Origin of the sequence: Allobosea sp., from assembly GCF_035999205.1 — a bacterium.
GTDB lineage: Bacteria > Pseudomonadota > Alphaproteobacteria > Rhizobiales > Beijerinckiaceae > Allobosea.
Genome location: NZ_DASYHA010000024.1, coordinates 560,826 through 578,486 on the forward strand (window position 1 = coordinate 560,826; position 17,661 = coordinate 578,486).

The 17,661-nt window shown below is 67.2% G+C and carries 15 protein-coding genes; 10 read left to right on the forward strand and 5 right to left on the reverse strand.

The features are described 5' to 3' along the window. Nucleotides 1-95: 95 nt before the first annotated feature. The 3 genes from pdxR to VGN82_RS15380 all read left to right on the forward strand — a co-directional run bounded on the left by pdxR (nucleotide 96) and on the right by VGN82_RS15380 (nucleotide 3,703). A complete protein-coding gene (pdxR, locus tag VGN82_RS15370; RefSeq protein ID WP_327527888.1) occupies nucleotides 96-1,580 on the forward strand; it encodes a MocR-like pyridoxine biosynthesis transcription factor PdxR in 1,485 nt (494 codons plus the stop codon). A gap of 112 nt (nucleotides 1,581-1,692) precedes the next feature. Continuing rightward, nucleotides 1,693-3,303 (forward strand): GMC family oxidoreductase, encoded by a 1,611-nt coding sequence (locus VGN82_RS15375; protein ID WP_327527889.1) that lies wholly within the window; start codon nucleotides 1,693-1,695, stop codon nucleotides 3,301-3,303. A gap of 55 nt (nucleotides 3,304-3,358) precedes the next feature. Next, nucleotides 3,359-3,703 carry a RidA family protein gene (locus VGN82_RS15380; protein WP_327527890.1) on the forward strand — a complete coding sequence of 115 codons (345 nt, stop codon included), beginning with the start codon at nucleotides 3,359-3,361 and terminating at the stop codon, nucleotides 3,701-3,703. 42 nt (nucleotides 3,704-3,745) lie between these two features. Here VGN82_RS15380 and VGN82_RS15385 read toward each other — a convergent pair whose 3' ends face one another. Next, nucleotides 3,746-4,642, reverse strand: a complete 897-nt coding sequence (locus tag VGN82_RS15385) for a LysR substrate-binding domain-containing protein (protein WP_327527891.1) — start codon at nucleotides 4,640-4,642, stop codon at nucleotides 3,746-3,748. A 256-nt stretch (nucleotides 4,643-4,898) separates the two neighbouring features. On the opposite strand from VGN82_RS15385, the gene VGN82_RS15390 reads away from it, so the two are divergent. The 6 genes from VGN82_RS15390 to VGN82_RS15415 all read left to right on the forward strand — a co-directional run bounded on the left by VGN82_RS15390 (nucleotide 4,899) and on the right by VGN82_RS15415 (nucleotide 10,426). Continuing rightward, nucleotides 4,899-5,666 (forward strand): SDR family NAD(P)-dependent oxidoreductase, encoded by a 768-nt coding sequence (locus VGN82_RS15390; RefSeq protein ID WP_327527892.1) that lies wholly within the window; start codon nucleotides 4,899-4,901, stop codon nucleotides 5,664-5,666. After that, nucleotides 5,659-6,525, forward strand: coding sequence for a transketolase (locus VGN82_RS15395; RefSeq protein WP_327527893.1), 867 nt, complete (start codon nucleotides 5,659-5,661; stop codon nucleotides 6,523-6,525). The genes VGN82_RS15390 and VGN82_RS15395 overlap by 8 nt, the downstream gene beginning before the upstream one ends. Beyond that, nucleotides 6,522-7,562 (forward strand): transketolase family protein, encoded by a 1,041-nt coding sequence (locus VGN82_RS15400; RefSeq protein WP_327527894.1) that lies wholly within the window; start codon nucleotides 6,522-6,524, stop codon nucleotides 7,560-7,562. Before VGN82_RS15395 ends, VGN82_RS15400 begins: the two co-directional genes overlap by 4 nt. 64 nt (nucleotides 7,563-7,626) lie before the next feature. After that, nucleotides 7,627-8,619, forward strand: coding sequence for a TRAP transporter substrate-binding protein (locus tag VGN82_RS15405; RefSeq protein WP_327527895.1), 993 nt, complete (start codon nucleotides 7,627-7,629; stop codon nucleotides 8,617-8,619). Nucleotides 8,620-8,624: 5 nt separating this feature from the next. Beyond that, entirely contained in the window at nucleotides 8,625-9,170 is a 546-nt protein-coding gene (locus tag VGN82_RS15410; protein ID WP_327527896.1) for a TRAP transporter small permease, read from the forward strand. Next, the gene (locus tag VGN82_RS15415) at nucleotides 9,167-10,426 is read left to right on the forward strand and encodes a TRAP transporter large permease (RefSeq protein ID WP_327527897.1); all 1,260 of its coding nucleotides are present in this window, start codon (nucleotides 9,167-9,169) and stop codon (nucleotides 10,424-10,426) included. Before VGN82_RS15410 ends, VGN82_RS15415 begins: the two co-directional genes overlap by 4 nt. 18 nt (nucleotides 10,427-10,444) lie before the next feature. Here VGN82_RS15415 and VGN82_RS15420 read toward each other — a convergent pair whose 3' ends face one another. The 3 genes from VGN82_RS15420 to solA are packed head-to-tail and all read right to left on the reverse strand — an operon-like array spanning nucleotide 10,445 to nucleotide 15,346. After that, nucleotides 10,445-12,109 (reverse strand): hydantoinase B/oxoprolinase family protein, encoded by a 1,665-nt coding sequence (locus VGN82_RS15420; protein ID WP_327527898.1) that lies wholly within the window; start codon nucleotides 12,107-12,109, stop codon nucleotides 10,445-10,447. Next, the gene (locus tag VGN82_RS15425; RefSeq protein ID WP_327527899.1) at nucleotides 12,106-14,202 is read right to left on the reverse strand and encodes a hydantoinase/oxoprolinase family protein; all 2,097 of its coding nucleotides are present in this window, start codon (nucleotides 14,200-14,202) and stop codon (nucleotides 12,106-12,108) included. Before VGN82_RS15425 ends, VGN82_RS15420 begins: the two co-directional genes overlap by 4 nt. Further along, nucleotides 14,195-15,346, reverse strand: coding sequence for an N-methyl-L-tryptophan oxidase (solA, locus tag VGN82_RS15430; protein ID WP_327527900.1), 1,152 nt, complete (start codon nucleotides 15,344-15,346; stop codon nucleotides 14,195-14,197). The genes VGN82_RS15425 and solA overlap by 8 nt, the downstream gene beginning before the upstream one ends. Nucleotides 15,347-15,716: 370 nt before the next feature. Between solA and VGN82_RS15435 the strand changes: the two genes are divergently transcribed. Continuing rightward, on the forward strand, nucleotides 15,717-16,997 hold the full coding sequence (locus tag VGN82_RS15435) for an alpha/beta hydrolase (protein WP_327527901.1): 1,281 nt from the start codon (nucleotides 15,717-15,719) through the stop codon (nucleotides 16,995-16,997). 186 nt (nucleotides 16,998-17,183) lie between these two features. Here VGN82_RS15435 and VGN82_RS15440 read toward each other — a convergent pair. Next, the coding region (locus VGN82_RS15440; RefSeq protein WP_327527902.1) for a DNA translocase FtsK at nucleotides 17,184-17,661 on the reverse strand (478 nt) is incomplete at its 5' end.

The following is a 17,661-nucleotide window of genomic DNA, read 5'->3' on the forward strand; positions in this document are numbered from 1 at the left end:
CCCGGGATGGCGCTGAGAGGGGGCTTGAATTGGTCTGAACCCAAGGTCCATTCTGACGAAAGCAGCAGTCCAATTGCCGAGATTGGGGAGAGTGGATGGTCAAGCGCGAGGAAGGCGTCCTGCTGCAGTCGATCGTGCTGGACCGCGATGGGCCCCACGGTCTCAGCGTCCAGATCTGCGTCGGCCTGCGCGAGCTGATCCTGAGCGGGGCGCTCAAGGTCGGCGAGCGGTTGCCGGCGACGCGCACGCTGGCGCAGGAGTTCGGCGTCGCCCGCACCACCATCGTCGAGAGCTTCGAGCGGCTGGCCGCGGAAGGGCTGGTCGAAACGCGGGTCGGGGCCGGCACTTATGTCAGCCAGGCGCTGGCGAGCGAGCGGCCTGCACCGGCGGCTGCGGCCGTCGCCGTGCCCACGGCCACGGTCAGGCTGGCGCAGGCGATGGACACCGCCTCGAAGCTGTTCGGCGCGCGCCTGCCTCACCAGCCGCGCGCCTTCACCACGGCGATGCCCGCCTTCGACGCCTTCCCGATGGCGCAATGGGCCAAGCTGTCAGGCCGGCACTGGCGCAAGTCGCGTCATCAGGTGCTGGGCTATCCCGATCCCCATGGCGAAGCGGTGCTACGGCAGGCGATCGCCGCCCATCTTCGGCTCAACCGCGGCATCGCCTGCGAATGGCAGCAGATCTTCATCGTCGCCGGAGCGCAGCAGGCGTTCCAGCTCCTGGCCGCGACACTGATCAATCCGGGCGACAAGGTCTGGTTCGAGAATCCCGGAGCGATCGGCGCGCGCAACAGCCTGATCCTTTCGGGTGCCGACATCGTGCCGGTGCCGGTCGACGAGGCCGGCCTCGTCGTCGATGAGGGCCTGAAGCGCGCTCCCGATTTCAAGCTCGCCTTCGTCACGCCCGCCCATCAGCAGCCGCTCGGAGCCAAGATGAGCCTGGAGCGGCGCCTCGCCTTGCTGGAGGCGGCGCAGGCCAGCTCCGCCTGGATCATCGAGGATGACTGGGATGGCGAGTTCTGCTTCCAGGGCGCGCCGATGGCGACGCTGACCAGCATCGATCTGAGCGGCCGGGTGATCTATGTCGGGACGTTCTCGAAAACGCTGTTTCCGTCGCTGCGCCTCGGCTTCCTCGTCGCTCCGCCGCAACTCGCCGAGCAGATCGGCATCTGCCTCGACGCCTATTCGCCGGGCGTGCCGACGGCTCTGCAGGGCATCGTCGCAGACTTCATCGTCGAGGGCCATTTCGCCACCCATGTCCGGCGCATGCGCAAGCTCTACCAGGAACGGCATCAGGCCCTGATCGAGGCGGCGGGCGAGCATCTTGCCGGAGATCTCGACGTCGTGCCGACCCATACGGGCATGCACACCGTCGCCTTTCTTCGCGACGGCATAGAAGCCGTCGCGGTGACGCAGGCAGCTGCAAGGCGCGGCATCACGGTCGCCCCGATCAGCCGCTTCGGCCTGGAGCCGGTCGGGCGCGACGGCCTCGTCCTCGGCTTCAGCGGCTTCACGCCGGCGCAGATCCAGGCGGGCGTCCTAGGTCTGCGGCAGGCGATCGACGACCTCGCAGTGGGCTGAGCCTGCTGCCTGATTGGACTGGTCACTCGAACAGAATGGCCCTTAGCCGCAAGCCCAATCCACCCTAGAGCCTTGATGCTCGACAACACCGCGACCCGGCAGGGAGTCCGTCTTGCAGGAATGGGACGTCATCGTCATCGGCGCAGGCTCGGCCGGCTGCGCCCTGGCCGGGCGGCTTGCGCTCGCCGGGCGCGGCCGCATCCTGGTGCTGGAGGCCGGGCCGCGAGACCTGAACCCCTGGCTGCATCTGCCGATCGGCTACGGCAAGACCTTCTACCATCCGCGCCTGAACTGGATGTACCGGACGGAAAAGCAAGATGGGCTCGCCGGGCGCGAGATCTACCAGCCGCGCGGCAAGGTCGTCGGAGGTTCGAGCGCGATCAACGCGATGGTCTATATGCGCGGCCAGCCCGAGGATTTCGACGACTGGGAGCGCATGGGCAATCCGGGCTGGGGCTGGTCCGACGTGCTCGCCACCTATCGCCGCATGGAGGACCACGCGCTGGGCGAATCTGCCTGGCATGGCGCTGGCGGCCCATTGCATGTCGAGGACATCTCGCGGACCGTGCACCCCCTGACGCCGCTCTTCGTCAAGGCTGCGCAGGAAGCCGGCCTGCCCTTCAATCCCGACCTAAACGGCGAAAGCTGCGAGGGCGCCGGCATCTATCAGATCACCACGCGCGGCGGGCTGCGTGAATCGGCGGCGCGGGCCTATCTCCATCCGGCCCGCAAGGCCGGGCGCGTCAAAGTCGAAACCGGCGTGCTCGTCTCGCGCATCCTGTTCGAGGGCCGGCGCGCCATTGGCATCGACGGTTGGCGCGACGGCCGGCCGGTCAGCTATCGCACCACCGGCGAGATCGTCGTTTCGGCAGGTGCGATCAATTCTCCCCAGCTCCTGCAGCTCTCCGGCATCGGCTCTCCGGAGGTTCTTGCGCGGCACGGCATCGCGACAGTGCAGGCGCTGCCGGCCGTCGGCCAGAACCTGCAGGACCATCTCTGCTACGATCATGTCTATCGCTCGCGGCAACCGAGCCTGAACGACGACCTCCTGTCCTGGACCGGCCGGGTCAACATGGCGTTGTCGTATCTGCTGCACCGTCGCGGCCCGCTTTCGCTCAGCGTCAACCAGGGCGGCGGCTACATGCGAACCCGGCCGGAATTCGACCGTCCGGACATGCAGCTGTATTTCTCGCCGCTGAGCTATGAGCGGGCCCTGCCCGGCGTGCGGGCCCTGATGAAGCCCGATCCCTTTCCGGGCTTCAGCACCAGCGTCTCGCCGTGCCGGCCACATAGCCGCGGCCATGTCACGATCCGCTCGCCCGATCCTCGGCTAGCGCCGGAAATCGCGCCCAACTACCTCTCCGACCCGCGCGACGTCCGGGACATCCTGGCCGGGGCGAAATTCCTGCGCCGTCTGGCCGCGACCCCGACCTTCTCCGCCCTGATCGAGAGCGAAATCAAACCCGGCGCGCAATGCATCGACGACGCCGGCCTGCTCGAATCCATCCGGCAACAGGCCTATTCGGTGTTCCATCCTTGCGGCACCTGCCGCATGGGCCAGGATCCGGCCGATTCCGTGGTCGATGCGCGCCTGAAGGTGCATGGCATCGAAGGACTGCGGATCGCGGACGCCTCGATCTTCCCGACGATCCCCTCCGGCAATACCAACGCTCCCGCCATGATGGTAGGCGAGCGCGCGGCCGATCTCATGCTCACAGCCTGAGCACCGCGGATCGCCCGTCTTTTTGCCCTGCCCTGACCAACCCTGAGGAAAGATCATGATCACACGCCACGAAGTCACCGGACGGCTGAGCAAGGTGCTCGTCGCCAACGGGTTCGCCTTCCTCTCGGGCCTGACCGCCAAGGACCGCAGCGGCGGCGTCAAGGAGCAGACCGCCGACATTCTCGCGCAGATCGACGGCTACCTGAAGCTCGCCGGCACGGACAAGACCCGCATCGCCGTCGCCAACATCTGGCTCAAGGACATTGCGACCTTCAGCGAGATGAATGCCGCCTGGGAAGGCTGGGTCGACCAGACGCAGCCCCCGGCGCGGGCAATGGTCGAATCGCGCCTGGCTGCCGAGGACATCCTCGTCGAAATTCAGGTCCAGGCCCTCGTCTGAGCCCTGACACCGACGCCGATCGCCCTGCGCGCTCGGCGTCGATCAAGTCTTCGTCTCGAAATCCTTCACCTCGAACGAGCCCTGCAGCCATTCGACGAAGGAGCGCACGATGCGCCGCTGCTGGTTGAAGCTCGGCAGGACGATGCGATGTCCGACGTAACGGACATCCCGCGCCAGCCCCGCCAGGGGGGCCACGCGTCGGCCGGCAAGAATCTCGCGCTCAGCCAGCATGGTTGATTCGAGCGCAACCCCCAGGCCGTCGGATGCTGCGGCGAGCGCGAGGAAGCTGCGGTCGAAGCGGATGCCCTGCGGCGCCGGGGCCGACATCCCGTTGACCTGAAACCAGTGGTTCCAGCGCACCTGCTTGTTGTCGCTGTGGATCAGGTTGGCCCGCAGCAGATCGGCCGGGGTTGCGATCGTGTCGGCCAGCGCCGGCGTGCAGAGGGGCGTCACGGTCTCCTGCGGCAGGTCGATCGTCGCCAGCCCATCGCCCCGAACCGGTCCGTAAACGATGTCGACGTCGAAATCATCGCTGGTGAAGCGCGTGTAGTCGGTACCGGCGGCGAGCCGGAGTTCGATGCCGGGATGCTGCGCCAGGAAAACCGGCAGCCGCGGCGTCAGCCAGGCCGCGGCGAAACTCGGTGCCGAATGCACGCGCAGCAATTGCGGCCCCTGCGCCGAGATCGACTCCAGCCCCCGGCGAAGCTCATCGAACGCGTTGCGCACGTGATGCATCAGCGTCTCGCCGTTGATCGTCAGCGCCACGCTGCGCCCATTCCGCTCGAACAGCGCCACGCCGAGCGCCTTCTCGAGCTTAACGATGGCGTGGCTGACCGCGCTCGGCGAGAGGTTGAGCTCCGCCGCCGCGGCGCGGAACGAACCCCGGCGCGCTGCCGCCTCGAAGGCGCGCACGGCCGGAAGTGAGACATGAGCCAGCATGCGAGGAATGAAGCGAATTCATGCAGCGCTGTAAAGCGACGCCCGCAGCCAGCTACGCGTCCGGAGTCGCCAAGCGAGTCCAAACAATTCCCTGGCCGAGGCCATGTGGCGATACGGAATGCCCCGCCTCCGAGGCACAAACCAATATAGATGAACCAAATTCACCTATGGATGAGAACAAGCCGCTTGTCCCCCTGCCCGCTTCCGCCGAACACTGGCCCCAACGAACAACGATAATTCGGTCTGGGAGGACTGGATGCTTCTCAAAGGTAAGGTCGCCGCCATCTCGGGGGCGGCCAGCGCGCGCGGCATCGGGCTGGCCACGGCGAGGCTTTTTGCCGACCACGGCGCCAGCGTCGCCATTCTCGACATCGACGAAAAGGCCGCCCATGCCGCCGCGGCGACGCTTCCCGCCACGGGACAAGCCCAGAGCCATTTCGCCGCCGGCTGCGACGTCACCGGCCGCGCCTCCTGCGAGGCGGCGGCGCAGGCCGTGCTCGGGCGCTTCGGCCAGCTCGACATCCTGATCAACAATGCCGGCATCACCCAGCCGGTGAAGATCATGGAGATCGACGCCGCGAGCTGGGAGCGCATCCTCGACGTCAACCTGCGCGGCGTCCTCAATCTCAGCCAGGCCTTCATCCCGCATTTCCGCAGCCGCAGGGCCGGGGCGATCGCCTGCATGTCCTCGGTCTCGGCCCAGCGCGGCGGCGGCATCTTCGGCGGCCCTCATTATTCTGCGGCGAAAGCCGGCGTGCTCGGCCTGGCCAAGGCGATGGCTCGCGAACTCGGCCCCGACGGTATCCGCGTCAACTGTGTCACGCCGGGCCTGATCCAGACCGACATCACCGGCGGCATGCTGACCGACGAGATGAAGGTCGAGATCGCCAAGGGCATCCCACTCGGGCGGCTCGGGACGGCCGAGGATGTCGCCGGGATCTATCTCTTCCTGGCCTCGGACCTGTCGCAATACGTCACGGGCGCAGTGATCGACGTCAACGGAGGCATGCTGATCCATGGCTAAGCAAGGATCGGTTGAAGCGGCTGCGCACGCGATCCCCAACGTCTCGCTCGCCGAGCGGGCCTGGCGCATCCGCCGCAATGCATTGCGTATGGGCGAAGTCCAGGGCCAGGGCTACATCGCCCAGGCGCTCGGCATCGCCGACGTGCTGGCGGTGTCCTATTTCCATGCACTGCGCTACCGCCCGCATGAGCCGGAATGGGAGGGACGCGACCGGTTCCTGCTCTCGATCGGCCATTACGCCATCGCGCTCTATTCGGCCTTGATCGAGGCCGGTGTCCTGCCCGACGACGAGCTGGAGACCTACGGCGGCGACGATTCCCGGCTGCCGATGTCCGGCATGGCCGCCTATACGCCGGGGATGGAGATCACCGGCGGCTCGCTCGGCCATGGGCTCGGCATCGCGGTCGGCATGGCGATGGGCCTGAAGCGCAAGCGCTCGAAGAGCTTCGTCTACAACCTGTTCTCCGATGGCGAGCTCGACGAGGGCTCGACCTGGGAGGCGGCGATGGCGGCCAGCACCCACAAGCTCGACAACCTGATCGGCATCGTCGACGTCAACAACATGCAGGCCGACGGGCCCTCGACCCAGATGATGAACTTCGAGCCGCTGGTGCCGAAGTTCGAGGCCTTCGGCTGGCATGTCCAGCGCGTGAACGGCAACGACGTAGCTGCCCTCGTCGCCGCCTTCGATGCGGCGCGGCATTCGAGCGTGGCGAACCCCCGCATCATCATCTGCGACACGAAGATGGCCAAGGGCGTGCCCTTCCTCGAGGAGCGCGAGCGCAACCACTTCCTGCGTGTCGAGCCCGATGAATGGGACAAGGCGCTCGCCATTCTCGACGAAGGGAGGCCGGCATGAGGCGGTCCAAATACGAACGCCCCGCCCATCTCGACAACCTGGCGGCTGGCGGCGCGCGGCTCAAGACCTCGGCGATGATCGCCTCGATCGCGGGCCCGGACCAGCGGACGAAACCGGCGCCGTTCGGGCATGCGCTGGTCGAGCTCGGCAAGACGCGGCCCGACGTGCTCGGGCTGACCGCGGACCTGAGCAAATATACGGATCTGCACGTCTTCGCAAAGGCTTACCCCGATCGCTTCTACCAGATGGGGATGGCCGAGCAGGTGATGATCTCGGCGGCGGCCGGATTGGCACGCGAGGGCTTCACGCCCTTTGCGACGACCTATGCGGTCTTCGCCTCGCGGCGCGCCTATGACTTCATCTTCATGGCGATCGCGGAGGAAAACCTCAACGTCAAGATCGTCTGCGCCCTGCCCGGCCTGACCACAGGCTACGGCCCCAGCCACCAGGCGACCGAGGACATCGCGATCTTCCGGGGCATGCCGCAGCTCACCATCGTCGACCCCTGCGACGCTCATGAGATCGAGCAGGCCGTCCCGGCGATCGCAGCCCATCAGGGCCCGGTCTATATGCGGCTGCTGCGCGGCAATGTCCCGCTCGTGCTGGACGAGTACGGCTACAAGTTCGAGCTCGGCAAGGCCAAGGTCCTCCGGGACGGAAGCGACGTGCTGGTCATCTCGTCAGGCCTCATGACCATGCGCGCCCTGGAGACGGCGACACGGCTGGAACAGGACAAGGTCGACGTCGCCGTGCTGCATGTGCCGACGATCAAGCCGCTCGACGTCGAGACGATCCGACGCGAATGCGCCAAGACCGGCCGCATGGTGATCGTGGCGGAAAACCACACCGTCGTCGGCGGCCTCGGCGAGGCGGTGGCCGGCGAACTGCTGCGCTCCGGCATCCAGCCTCCGGCCTTCCGCCAGATCGCCCTGCCCGACGCCTTCCTCGATGCCGGGGCGCTGCCGACCCTGCACGACCGTTACGGCATTTCCACCGAGGCTATGACCACGAGCATCAAGGGGTGGCTCTCGGCCTGATCGAACGACTGCGAGCACAACATGCCAGCCCGAGCAACGGGCGGCTCATCCGGGGAGAACGACCATGATCATCAACCGCCGCCATATCCTGTTAGGGGCCGTCGCGGCCCCGGCCGTACTGAGCTTTCCGCGCGGCAGCCTGGCCGCCGTCAACATGACTCTCGGCCACAACGCCGCAGCCGGCAATCCGCGCTGGATCGCTGCCGACAAGTTCGGCGATCTGGTCAAGGAACGCAGCCAAGGCCGCATGACCGTGCGCGTCGCCGGCGCCGAGCAGCTCGGCAACGAGCAGTCGTTGCTGACCAGCCTGCGCACCGGCGCCGTCGACATGACCGTCAACAGCCAGGGCTCGACCTCGGCGCTGCTGCCGGAGCTTGCCGCGCTCGGTCTGCCCTTCCTGTTCGCCGACAGCGCCGCCGCCTTCAAGGTGCTGGAAGGGCCGATCGGCAGCGAGCTCGATCAGCGTTTCGCCAAGATCGGCATGGTGCCGCTCGGCTGGTGGGACAACGGCATCCGCCACATCACCAACAGCAAGCGGCCGATCGCCAAGCCCGCCGACCTCAAGGGTCTGAAGATCCGCACCCCGCCCGATCCGATGACGATCGACATCTTCAAGACGCTGGGTGCCGCGACCGAGCAGATCTCCTTCGGCGAGCTCTATATCGCACTGCAGCAGGGCGTGGTCGACGGGCAGGAGAACCCGCTGGTCAACATCCACTCCTCCAAGATCTTCGAGGTGAACAAGTACATCTCGCTCTCGGCGCATAAATGGGAATGTTCGCCCTTCCTGATGTCGCAGATCACCTGGGCGCGCCTGCCGGCGGCCGACCGCGAGATCGTCAAGACGGCGGCCAAGGAAGCCGGCGAGCTGCAGCGCAAGCTCTTCCTCGACACCGAGACGAAGCTCGCGGCGGACTTCAAGGCCAATCCCAAGGTCGAGGTGAACCAGGCCGACCAGGCAGCCTTCCGCGAGGCGTCCGCCTCGGTCGTCGATGCCTGGAAGGCCAAGCCCTTCGGAGATTTCGTCGACCGTCTCGCCAAGTCAGCCAAGGCCTGATCGCGATGAGCGAAAGCGCGCGCACCACGTTGCTGGCGCTGAGCGAGCGCGTCGACTGGCTGGTCGCGCGCTTCTGCGAGGGTGTCGTGCTTCTCATCGGCTGCGCGCTGCTCGCGCTGCTGACGAGCAATGTCGTGGCGCGCTACGCGCTCGATTCCGGCGGCTTCCGCTTCGCGCAGGAGTTGCCGGAACGTCTCTTCCCGGTTTTCATCATGGCGGGCGTCGCGCTCGCCGTGCAGAAGGGTGGGCATATGGCCGTCGAAACCGTGCTCGCCATGCTCGGCCGCAACGGCGCGCGCCTGCTCCTGCTCGTCGGCCACGCCATCGTCATCGTGTCCTATGTCGTGCTCGGCGTGGAGATCTTCGGGCTCGCCGAGATCATGGCAATCGACCGTTCGCCGGTGCTCGGGCTGCCCTCGAGCTATGGCTACTATGCGCTCGGCATCGGCACGGTGCTGATCATCCTGACCACGCTGACTCTCGCCATCCGCGTCGCACTGATCGGCCCCGAAGCCATGCCGATCCCAGGTCCCGAGGAGCAGATCTCTTGAGCCTGGTTCTCGTCGCCGCCTTCACCGTCCTGATGCTGCTCGCCATCCCCGTCGGCCATGCGCTGATCGTGGCGGCAGGCGTCACGCTCGCCTGGCAGGGGCAATTGCCGCTGACCATCATCGCCCAACAGATGTACCAGCAGACCCAGTCCTTCCCGATGCTGGCCCTACCGTTCTTCATGCTGGCGGGCTCGCTGATGCTCGGGGGCAAGCTCGGCTCGGAGTTGCTCGCCTTCGCCTCCAAGGCCATGCAGCGCTGGCGCGGCGGTCCGCTCTCGACCACGGTCGTCGCCTCGGTCGTGTTCGGCGGCGTCTCGGGCAGCGCGGTGGCGAATGCGAGCGCACTCGGATCGGTTCTGATCCCCTGGCAGAAGCGGCAGGGCTACCCCGCCCCGCTCTGCGCCGCCAACAACGCGACCTCGGCGATCATCGACATCCTGATCCCGCCCTCGATCCCGCTGATCCTGTACTCCCTGGTCAGCAACGTTTCGATCGCCGACCTGTTCACGGCGGGGATCCTGCCCGGGCTGATGATGGCCGGCGGCTTCGTGCTGCTGTGCAACTACATCGCCCGCAAGCGCGGCTATGTCTCGGCCGAGGCACCGGTCGGCAAGCGCGAACTGGCGCGCCTCGCCTGGCGCAGCATGCCGGCGCTGCTGATGCCGGTGATCATCCTGCTCGGCCTGCGCCTGGGCATTGCCACGCCGACCGAGATCGCGGTGCTCGCCGTGCTCTATGCGCTGGTCCTCAGCCTCATGCTCTACCGCGACATGAGCTGGGCGCGCTTCCGGGCCAGCATGGTCGAGGCCGGCGTCGCGACAGGCGTGGTCATGCTCGTCATCATGGGCTCGGCCATCGTCGGCTGGATCCTGACTTTCGACCAGGTGCCGCAGCGTTTCGCCGAATGGGTCGGCGCCACGATCTCCAATCCCTTCCTGGTCATCCTCGCGATGAACGTGCTGCTGCTGCTCGTCGGCATGCCGATCGACCTGCCACCCGCGATCCTGCTGCTCGGGCCGATATTCGTGCCGCTTGCCGCGACGATCGGGCTCGATCCGGTGCAGCTCGGCATCATCATGGTGCTCAATCTCGGGATCGGGCTCTATACGCCGCCGATCGGGACGACACTGTTCATCTCGACCTCGATCGCGCGCACCACGCTCGGCGAAACGACGAAGGAGCTCTGGTCCTTCTTCGGCGTCGCCATGCTGGTCCTGCTGCTGATGAGCTATGTGCCGGCACTGACGATCTACTGAGCGCGAACGGGCGCTTGCTCAGGCTCCCCTTTGCTTCCAGTCGGCGCCATAGGCGCGCGTGACGCCTTCGGGCGTCGCAAAACCCCGACGCAAATCGTCCTCGATCTTTCTGGCCGAACGCTCCCCGGGGTGGCCGAAGCCGGCGCCGCCGGCCTCGCGCAGAGTCAGCCTGTCGCCCGGCGCGAGTTCGTGCCGCCCTTGCGGCGAGATCGTCTCGCCATTGACGAGATGCTCGCGGCAGGCGCCCGGCTCTCCACCAGCGAAGCCCTGCGCAGGAAACTGGGTGCGGTTGGCCATGGAGAAGACGCTGACCGGATAGAGGCTGTCGTTGCGCAGCACGATCTCCTGGCCGGGGCCGCCGCGATAGGCTCCGGCACCGCCCGAATCCGGCCTCAGCACCTTACGCTCTACGACGAGGCCACTTTCGGGCTCGAACAGTTCCGCCGACATGCCGCCCATATTGGAGGAGCCCGGCGTGGTCGGCTGGCCGTCGAGATCGCTCAGCGCACCGAAGCCACCCGCCGCGCAGAAGGTCGTGCTCATGCCGGAACCGTCCGGCCGGCGGCCCTGCAAGGTGATGAAGTCGATCAGCCCGCTGCCGGCCATGACCCGCTGCGGCACGACCTCCGCCAGCGCGCCGAAGATCAGCGGCGGAATGAAATGGCCGATGACATGCCGTCCGGCCGAGGGAGCTGGCGGCTGCGCGTTGAGCAGGCAGCCGGGTGGCGCGCTGATCGAGATCGGCACGGTCGCGCCGTCATTGTTGGGCAGCTTCGGCGCGGTGATGCATTTCAACGTGTAGAGCGCCATCGAGCGCGTATAGGGCATCGGCACATTGATGCCGGCCGCGACGCAGGGCCCGGTTCCAGCGAAGTCGATCGCCACCGCGCCGCCGCGCTTGTCAATCCGGCAGACGAGCCTTCGGACATCGCCGAAGGCTTCGACCTCGACCTCGTTGCCGTAGACCCCATCGGGAATCTCGACGAGTGCGGCCCTGACGGCCGCCTCGGTCTGGTCGATGATCGAGGCAGCGATCTCGTCGACATCGGCAAGTCCAGCTTCGGCGAGAAACTCGCCGAGTTGGCGGTCGACGACCTCCAGGCAGCTGACGCTCGCCATGATGTCGCCCAGCACCTGCTCCGGGACACGCACATTGAGCTTGATCAGTTCGACAAGCGTCTCGTCGCGCTTGCCGCCGGCGAAAAGCTTCCAGATCGGGAGCCGCAGGCCCTCGTGATAGATCTCGGTCGCCGCGGCCGAGAAGCCCATGCCGCCGATATCCGGCAGATGGGTGATGCTCATCGCATAGGCAACGATGCGTCCTCCGCGGAAGATCGGCTTCATCAGGGCAAGGTCGAACATGTGCCCGGTGCCGATGACCGGATCATTGGAAGCGACGATGTCGCCCGGCGCCAGCGTCTGCGGCGGGAACTTCGCCAGCATATGCGCCATCGTCACGGGCGCCGTGCCGATGAAGACCGGGATGCATTTGCGGCTCTGGGCGATCAGGCAGCCATGCGTGTCGAAGATCATCACCGAGAGGTCGAAGCCCTCGCGCACCAGCATCGAGAAGGAGGTGCGGATCAGCGCCGCAGCGCCCTCGTCGGTGATCGAGACCAGCCGGTCCCAGGCGATGGCGAGGTCGATCGGATCGAGACCGCGCCGGGGCATGCTGGTCGTCATGGGGTCGCGATCTCCGCAACGAGGCTCATATCGTCGGCGACGGTGGCGCGATCGCCGGCATCGAGCAGCGTCGTGGATTCCGGCTCCTCGATCAGCGCCGGCCCTGCAACGCTCATTCCCGGTCGCAAGCGCGCGCGCAGGAGGACCGCACAATCGACAAGACCGCCCGCCGCCGGGAAGTAGGCAGGCCGCGAGCCGATTACGGCCTCGCCTCTATCATCGACACCCTCGGGGCTGGTCGAGAAGTGGAGTGGCGCGGCCGCGCTCGCCTCGACCTTGCAGCCAACGATCTCGACCGGCTCGGCCAGATTGGTGTGGAAGATCTCGCGATAGCGCTGGGTGAAGGCCGTTCGCAGCGCCTCGCGCACATTCTCGCATCCGTCGGCAAGCTCGACCTCGATGTCATAGTGCTGTCCGCGATAGCGCATGTCGAAACGCCGGTGCCAGTGCGTGGCGCCGGACGAGCCCAACGGCGCCGCGGCCTCCGTGTCGAGATCGGCGATCAGGGTCCGCAGTTCGCCTTCCTCGACCGCGTCCAGACCGCGCCGGAAGGCCCGCACCGTCTCGAAGGCCTGTGCGCCGGACAGCATCCCGAAGGCGGACATCACGCCGGCGCCACGCGGGAAGATCACGCGCGGCACGCGCAGCTTGCGCGCGATCCGCGCCGCATGGAGCGGCCCGCCACCGCCGAAGGCGACCATGGCGCAACCGCGATAGTCGAAGCCCCGTTCGGTTGCGTGCATGCGGAAGGCGCGCGCGATGTCCTCATTGGCCATGTCATGCGCGCCCCAGGCGCCGCGCAACGCATCGACGCCGAGCGGCCCGCCGACCTGCTCGCGATAGGCGCGGCCCGCGCCGTCGCGATCGAGCGTCATCGTGCCGCCGAGGAAGCTGTCGGGATGGAGATAGCCAAGCAGGAGATTGGCATCTGTCAGCGTCGCTGTCTGGCCGCCACGGCCATAGGAGACCGGGCCGGGCTCGGCACCCGCGCTGCGCGGGCCGACCCTGAGCCGGCCAAGGGCGTCAGGCGCGACGAGGCTGCCACCGCCGGTGCCGATCTCGGTCATGTCGAGGACGGGGATCTGCAGCGGCAGCCCGCTGCCGCTGCAGTACTCGTAGGCGTGCGCCGCCTCGAAGGCATAGGCGCGGAACGGCCTGCCCTTGCGCACGAGCGCGCCCTTCGCCGTCGTGCCACCGAGATCGAATGAGAGCAGGTCGCCGCCGGCCACGGCCGTGCCGATCCGGGCCGCGACGAGCACGCCGGCGGCGGGGCCCGATTCCAGCAGCTTCACCGGATAGCGCCGGGCCATGTCGAGACCCATCAGGCCGCCGCTCGAGGCCATGATCCAGAGGCGCCCCCGGAAGCCTCCTTCCGCCAGCCCCGTTTCGAGCCGAGACAGATAGCGGTCGACCAGCGGCTGGGAATAGGCATTGGCGCAGGTCGTGGTCCAGCGCTCGAATTCGCGCGGATAGGGGAAGACATCGGCCGAATGGGAGATGTGCAGCACCGGATAGAGCGCCTTTGCGATCTCGCGGGCGCGGCGCTCATGGCGGTCGTCGACATGGGCGTGCAGAAAACAGATCGCCAGCGCCTCGATTCGCTCCTCCTCGACCAGGCGGCGCGTCTGCGCGGCGACGGTCGCCTCGTCGAGCGGCACGAGCACGGAACCGTCATGCTTCAGGCGCTCGGGGATCTCGGCGCGCAGCCCGCGCTCGACGATCGGCTCGGCATAGCGGAGCCGCAGGTCGAACAGGTCGTAGCGCTGCTCGCGGCCGATATCGAAGAGATCGCGGAAGCCCTCGGTCACCAGCATGCCGGTGCGGTCGCCGCGGCGCTCGATCAAGGCGTTGGTGACCAGCGTCGTGCCGTGGACGATCTCGACGAGATCGGACGGGGCGCAGCCGGCGGCCTTGCAGATCGCAAGCGTGCCTTCCAGCACGGCCTGTGAAGGGTCGCGCGGCGTCGTCAGCTGCTTGTGGACGCCAAGACGGCGACCGCCGGAGTCCACGAGGGCGAAATCGGTGAAGGTCCCGCCGATGTCGATGCCTAGCCGCAGGCCACCGCGCGGCGCGGAAGCAAAGCCATCATGCATGATGGGCCGCCAGCGCCGCCCGCGACAGGCCGAGGAAGCCGATATCGTGCCGCGTCGAGCCGTCGCCACTGGCGAGATCGGCGATGATTTCCCCGATCACGCTACAGAATTTGTAGCCATGCCCGGAGCAGGGCGAGACGAGCACGACCTGCGGATGGGCGGGATGGCGGTCGAGGATGAAGTGCTCGTCCGGCGTGTTCGTGAACATGCAGCTGCGCAGCGCCATGGTCGCGCCGCTGCCCTCCGGGAAATAGCGCTGGCTGAATGCCCGCAGCAGCCGCTCATCCTCGGCATCGGGCTCGCGCCTGACCTCATCGGCGCTGCTGGTCTCGCCACGATGGTGATAGCGCCCGAACTTGAAGCCCGGCACCTCGTAGATCGGAAAGCCGTAATAGCGTCCCTCCTCGACCTGCAGGTTGAACACCGGGAAGCGATCGCGGGCGAAGAGTTCGGGCTTCTGCGGCTGCAGCCAGGCCAGCACCTGGCGCTCCGGCACCGCGACCGGCCGCAACGACGGTTCCAGATCGCCGATCCAGGCACCGGCCGCCAGCACCAGCCGGGCGGCCTCGTAGCGGCCGCGGTCGGTCGTGACGACGACGCCATCGCCCCCAGGCCTCGCCTCCCAGCCAAGCACGGCTTCGCGGGCATGGATTTCCGCCCCATGCTCCTGCGCAGCGCGGACATGCGCCACGATCGCCCGCTCGCTCGCAATCAAGCCGCCACGCGCCTGGAAGACGCCGCGATGCGAGGATGGCAGCCGATAGCCCGGCCAGCGTGCGTTGATCTCGTCGCCGGTCAAGACCTCATGAGGCAGATCGTGCAGGCGGGCGGAGTTCAGGGCGCCCTGGAAGAGTTGGTCGTCTTCCGGGCTGGCGTCGATCGAGCCGGTGATGACGAGGAGCTCCTCGCCGGTCGCCTGCTCGATCTCGTCCCAGAGCTCATAGGCGCGCCGCAGCAGCGGCACATAGGCCGGATCCTCGTAATAGGGCATGCGGATGATCCGGCTGATGCCGTGCGACGAGCCCATATTGTGCGGGATGTCGAAGCGCTCAAGGCCGAGAACCTTGAGGCCGCGCCGGGCCAGCTGCCAGGCCGCGGCACTTCCCATGCCCCCGATCCCGACGATGATCACGTCATAGGCCATTCTCGACACGTCCCAAGCCATTGCCTTTGATGCCGGCGCTTCTGCCAGCAATGCCAATCTACGCAATAACGCGGCCAACACATCACGCGCCGGGGGCATGCCCCGGCACGCCTGGCGCAGGAGACGAGCCGCAACAAAGCAGCCTCCCGACAGCATCGGCGGCAGTGCCTCGGCCCCAACATTTACCGATCTGCAACAGTCCGCAAGAAACCGCCCGTCGTTCTTGACGCAGTCATGTCGCACGAGCAGGCTTTGCTGGCGTTTGCGTCACGGGTGCTCGGGGCTTGTCATGTTGTTTGCGTTCGGCCTGTCCGGCAGCCTGCCTCTGCCGTCGCGCCCCGGTGGATCAAGCCCCACTCTCTCGCCCCACATGGCCCATCGGTCCCGCTTCGCTCCTGCGGCCCTGATCGCCATCGGGCTAGGCCTCGCCGGCTGCGCGGGCGACGTTCGCGGCGTGCTCACGCCGGTCCCTCATGGCGCGCCTGGAACTGACAAGGTGACCATGCTGGTCGCGACGACGCGCTCCGCCGACCCTGATCAAGGCGTGCTGTTCTCGGGCGAGCGCGGCCCGTCCTCCTTCGCCGAAATCACCGTATCGCTGCCGCCGGCAGACAGGCGCAAGGTTGGCGAGGTGCAGTGGCCGAGCCGCCTGCCCGGCGACCCCGCCACCGATTTCGTGACGCTCAAGGTCGACAAGCTTGACCGGCCCGAGGCGCTGGCCAAGCTGCACAGCGCCGTCGCCAAGGTTCCGAAGCGCCGCGTGATGGTCTTCGTGCACGGCTTCAACAACCGCTTCGAGGATGCGGTCTACCGCTTCGCCCAGATCGTCCATGATTCCGGCGCCCCGACGGTGCCGGTGCTGTTCACCTGGCCCTCGCAGGGCTCGCTCTTCGGCTATGGCTATGATCGCGAGAGCGCCAACTATTCGCGCCACGCCCTCGAAAGCCTGCTCCAGGCCCTGGCGAAGGACCCGGCCGTCGGCGAAGTCTCCATCCTCGCCCATTCCATGGGCAACTGGGTGACGCTGGAGGCGCTGCGGCAGATGTCGATCCGCAACCGGCAGATCCCGCCCAAGATCGCCAATGTCATGCTGGCATCGCCCGACGTCGATATCGATGTGTTCTGGTCGCAGATCCAGGAGATGGAAGGCCGGCGGCCGAATTTCACCCTGTTCGTCTCGACCGACGACCGGGCGCTGGCGGTCTCGCGCCGGGTCTGGGGCAGCACGGCGAGGCTTGGCGCGATCGATCCGGACGCCGAACCCTACAAGTCGAAGCTCGAGGCCGCGAAGATCACGGTCCTGAACCTCAGCAAGCTGCGTACCGGCGACAAGCTGAACCACGGCAAGTTCGCCGAAAGCCCCGAGGTGGTGAAGCTGATCGGTACGCGGCTCGTCGAAGGCCAGCCGATCACGGATTCCCGCGTTGGCGTCGGCGAGCGCCTGATGCAGGTCACCGGCAGTGCGGCCGCCGCCGTCGGCACGGCCGCGGGTCTGGCGGTCGCGGCGCCGATCGCCGTGATTGATCCGAATACGCGGCGCAACTTCCACGACAAGGTCGGCGAAGTCGGCCGCTCGATAGAGGATGTCGGCGAGTCGACTACCAATGCCATCCGCGCACCGGCCGAGGCGATCAAGTCGCCTTCGATGTGACTACTTGGAGACCTGACACGCCGATAGGGCTGCTGATCTCGCACGCGAACATCGCGTCATCCCGGGCCTGCCCCGGGATCCATCGGAGGCCTTTGGAGCTCCACGGCCGATCCCGGAGCTGCGCTGCTTCGCAGCTTGTCCGGGATGACGGACCGGGTCCGTCGGAACCCAGCAAGGCTGTGCCCCTCACTCCTCGTCTTCCCGGGCGCGCCCGGTTTCGACGAGGATTTCGCGCTTGCCGGCGTGGTTGGCGGGGCCGACGATGCCCTCGTTCTCCATCCGCTCCATGATCGAGGCGGCGCGGTTGTAGCCGATCTGGAGCCGGCGCTGGATGTAGGAGGTCGAGGCCTTCTTGTCGCGCAGCACGACCGCCACCGCCTGCTCGTAGGGGTCATCGCTCTCGGACTGGCCCATGGCGCTCTTGTCGAAGACCGCCCCGTCCTCGCCTTCGGCTGCGCCTCCTTCCTCTTCCGAGGTGACCGCTTCAAGATATTCCGGCCGGCCTTGCGTCTTGAGATGGGCGACGACCTTCTCGACCTCGGCATCCGAGACGAAGGGGCCGTGGACGCGGGTGATGCGGCCGCCGCCGGCCATGTAGAGCATGTCGCCCTGGCCGAGCAGCTGCTCGGCGCCCATCTCGCCGAGGATCGTGCGCGAGTCGATC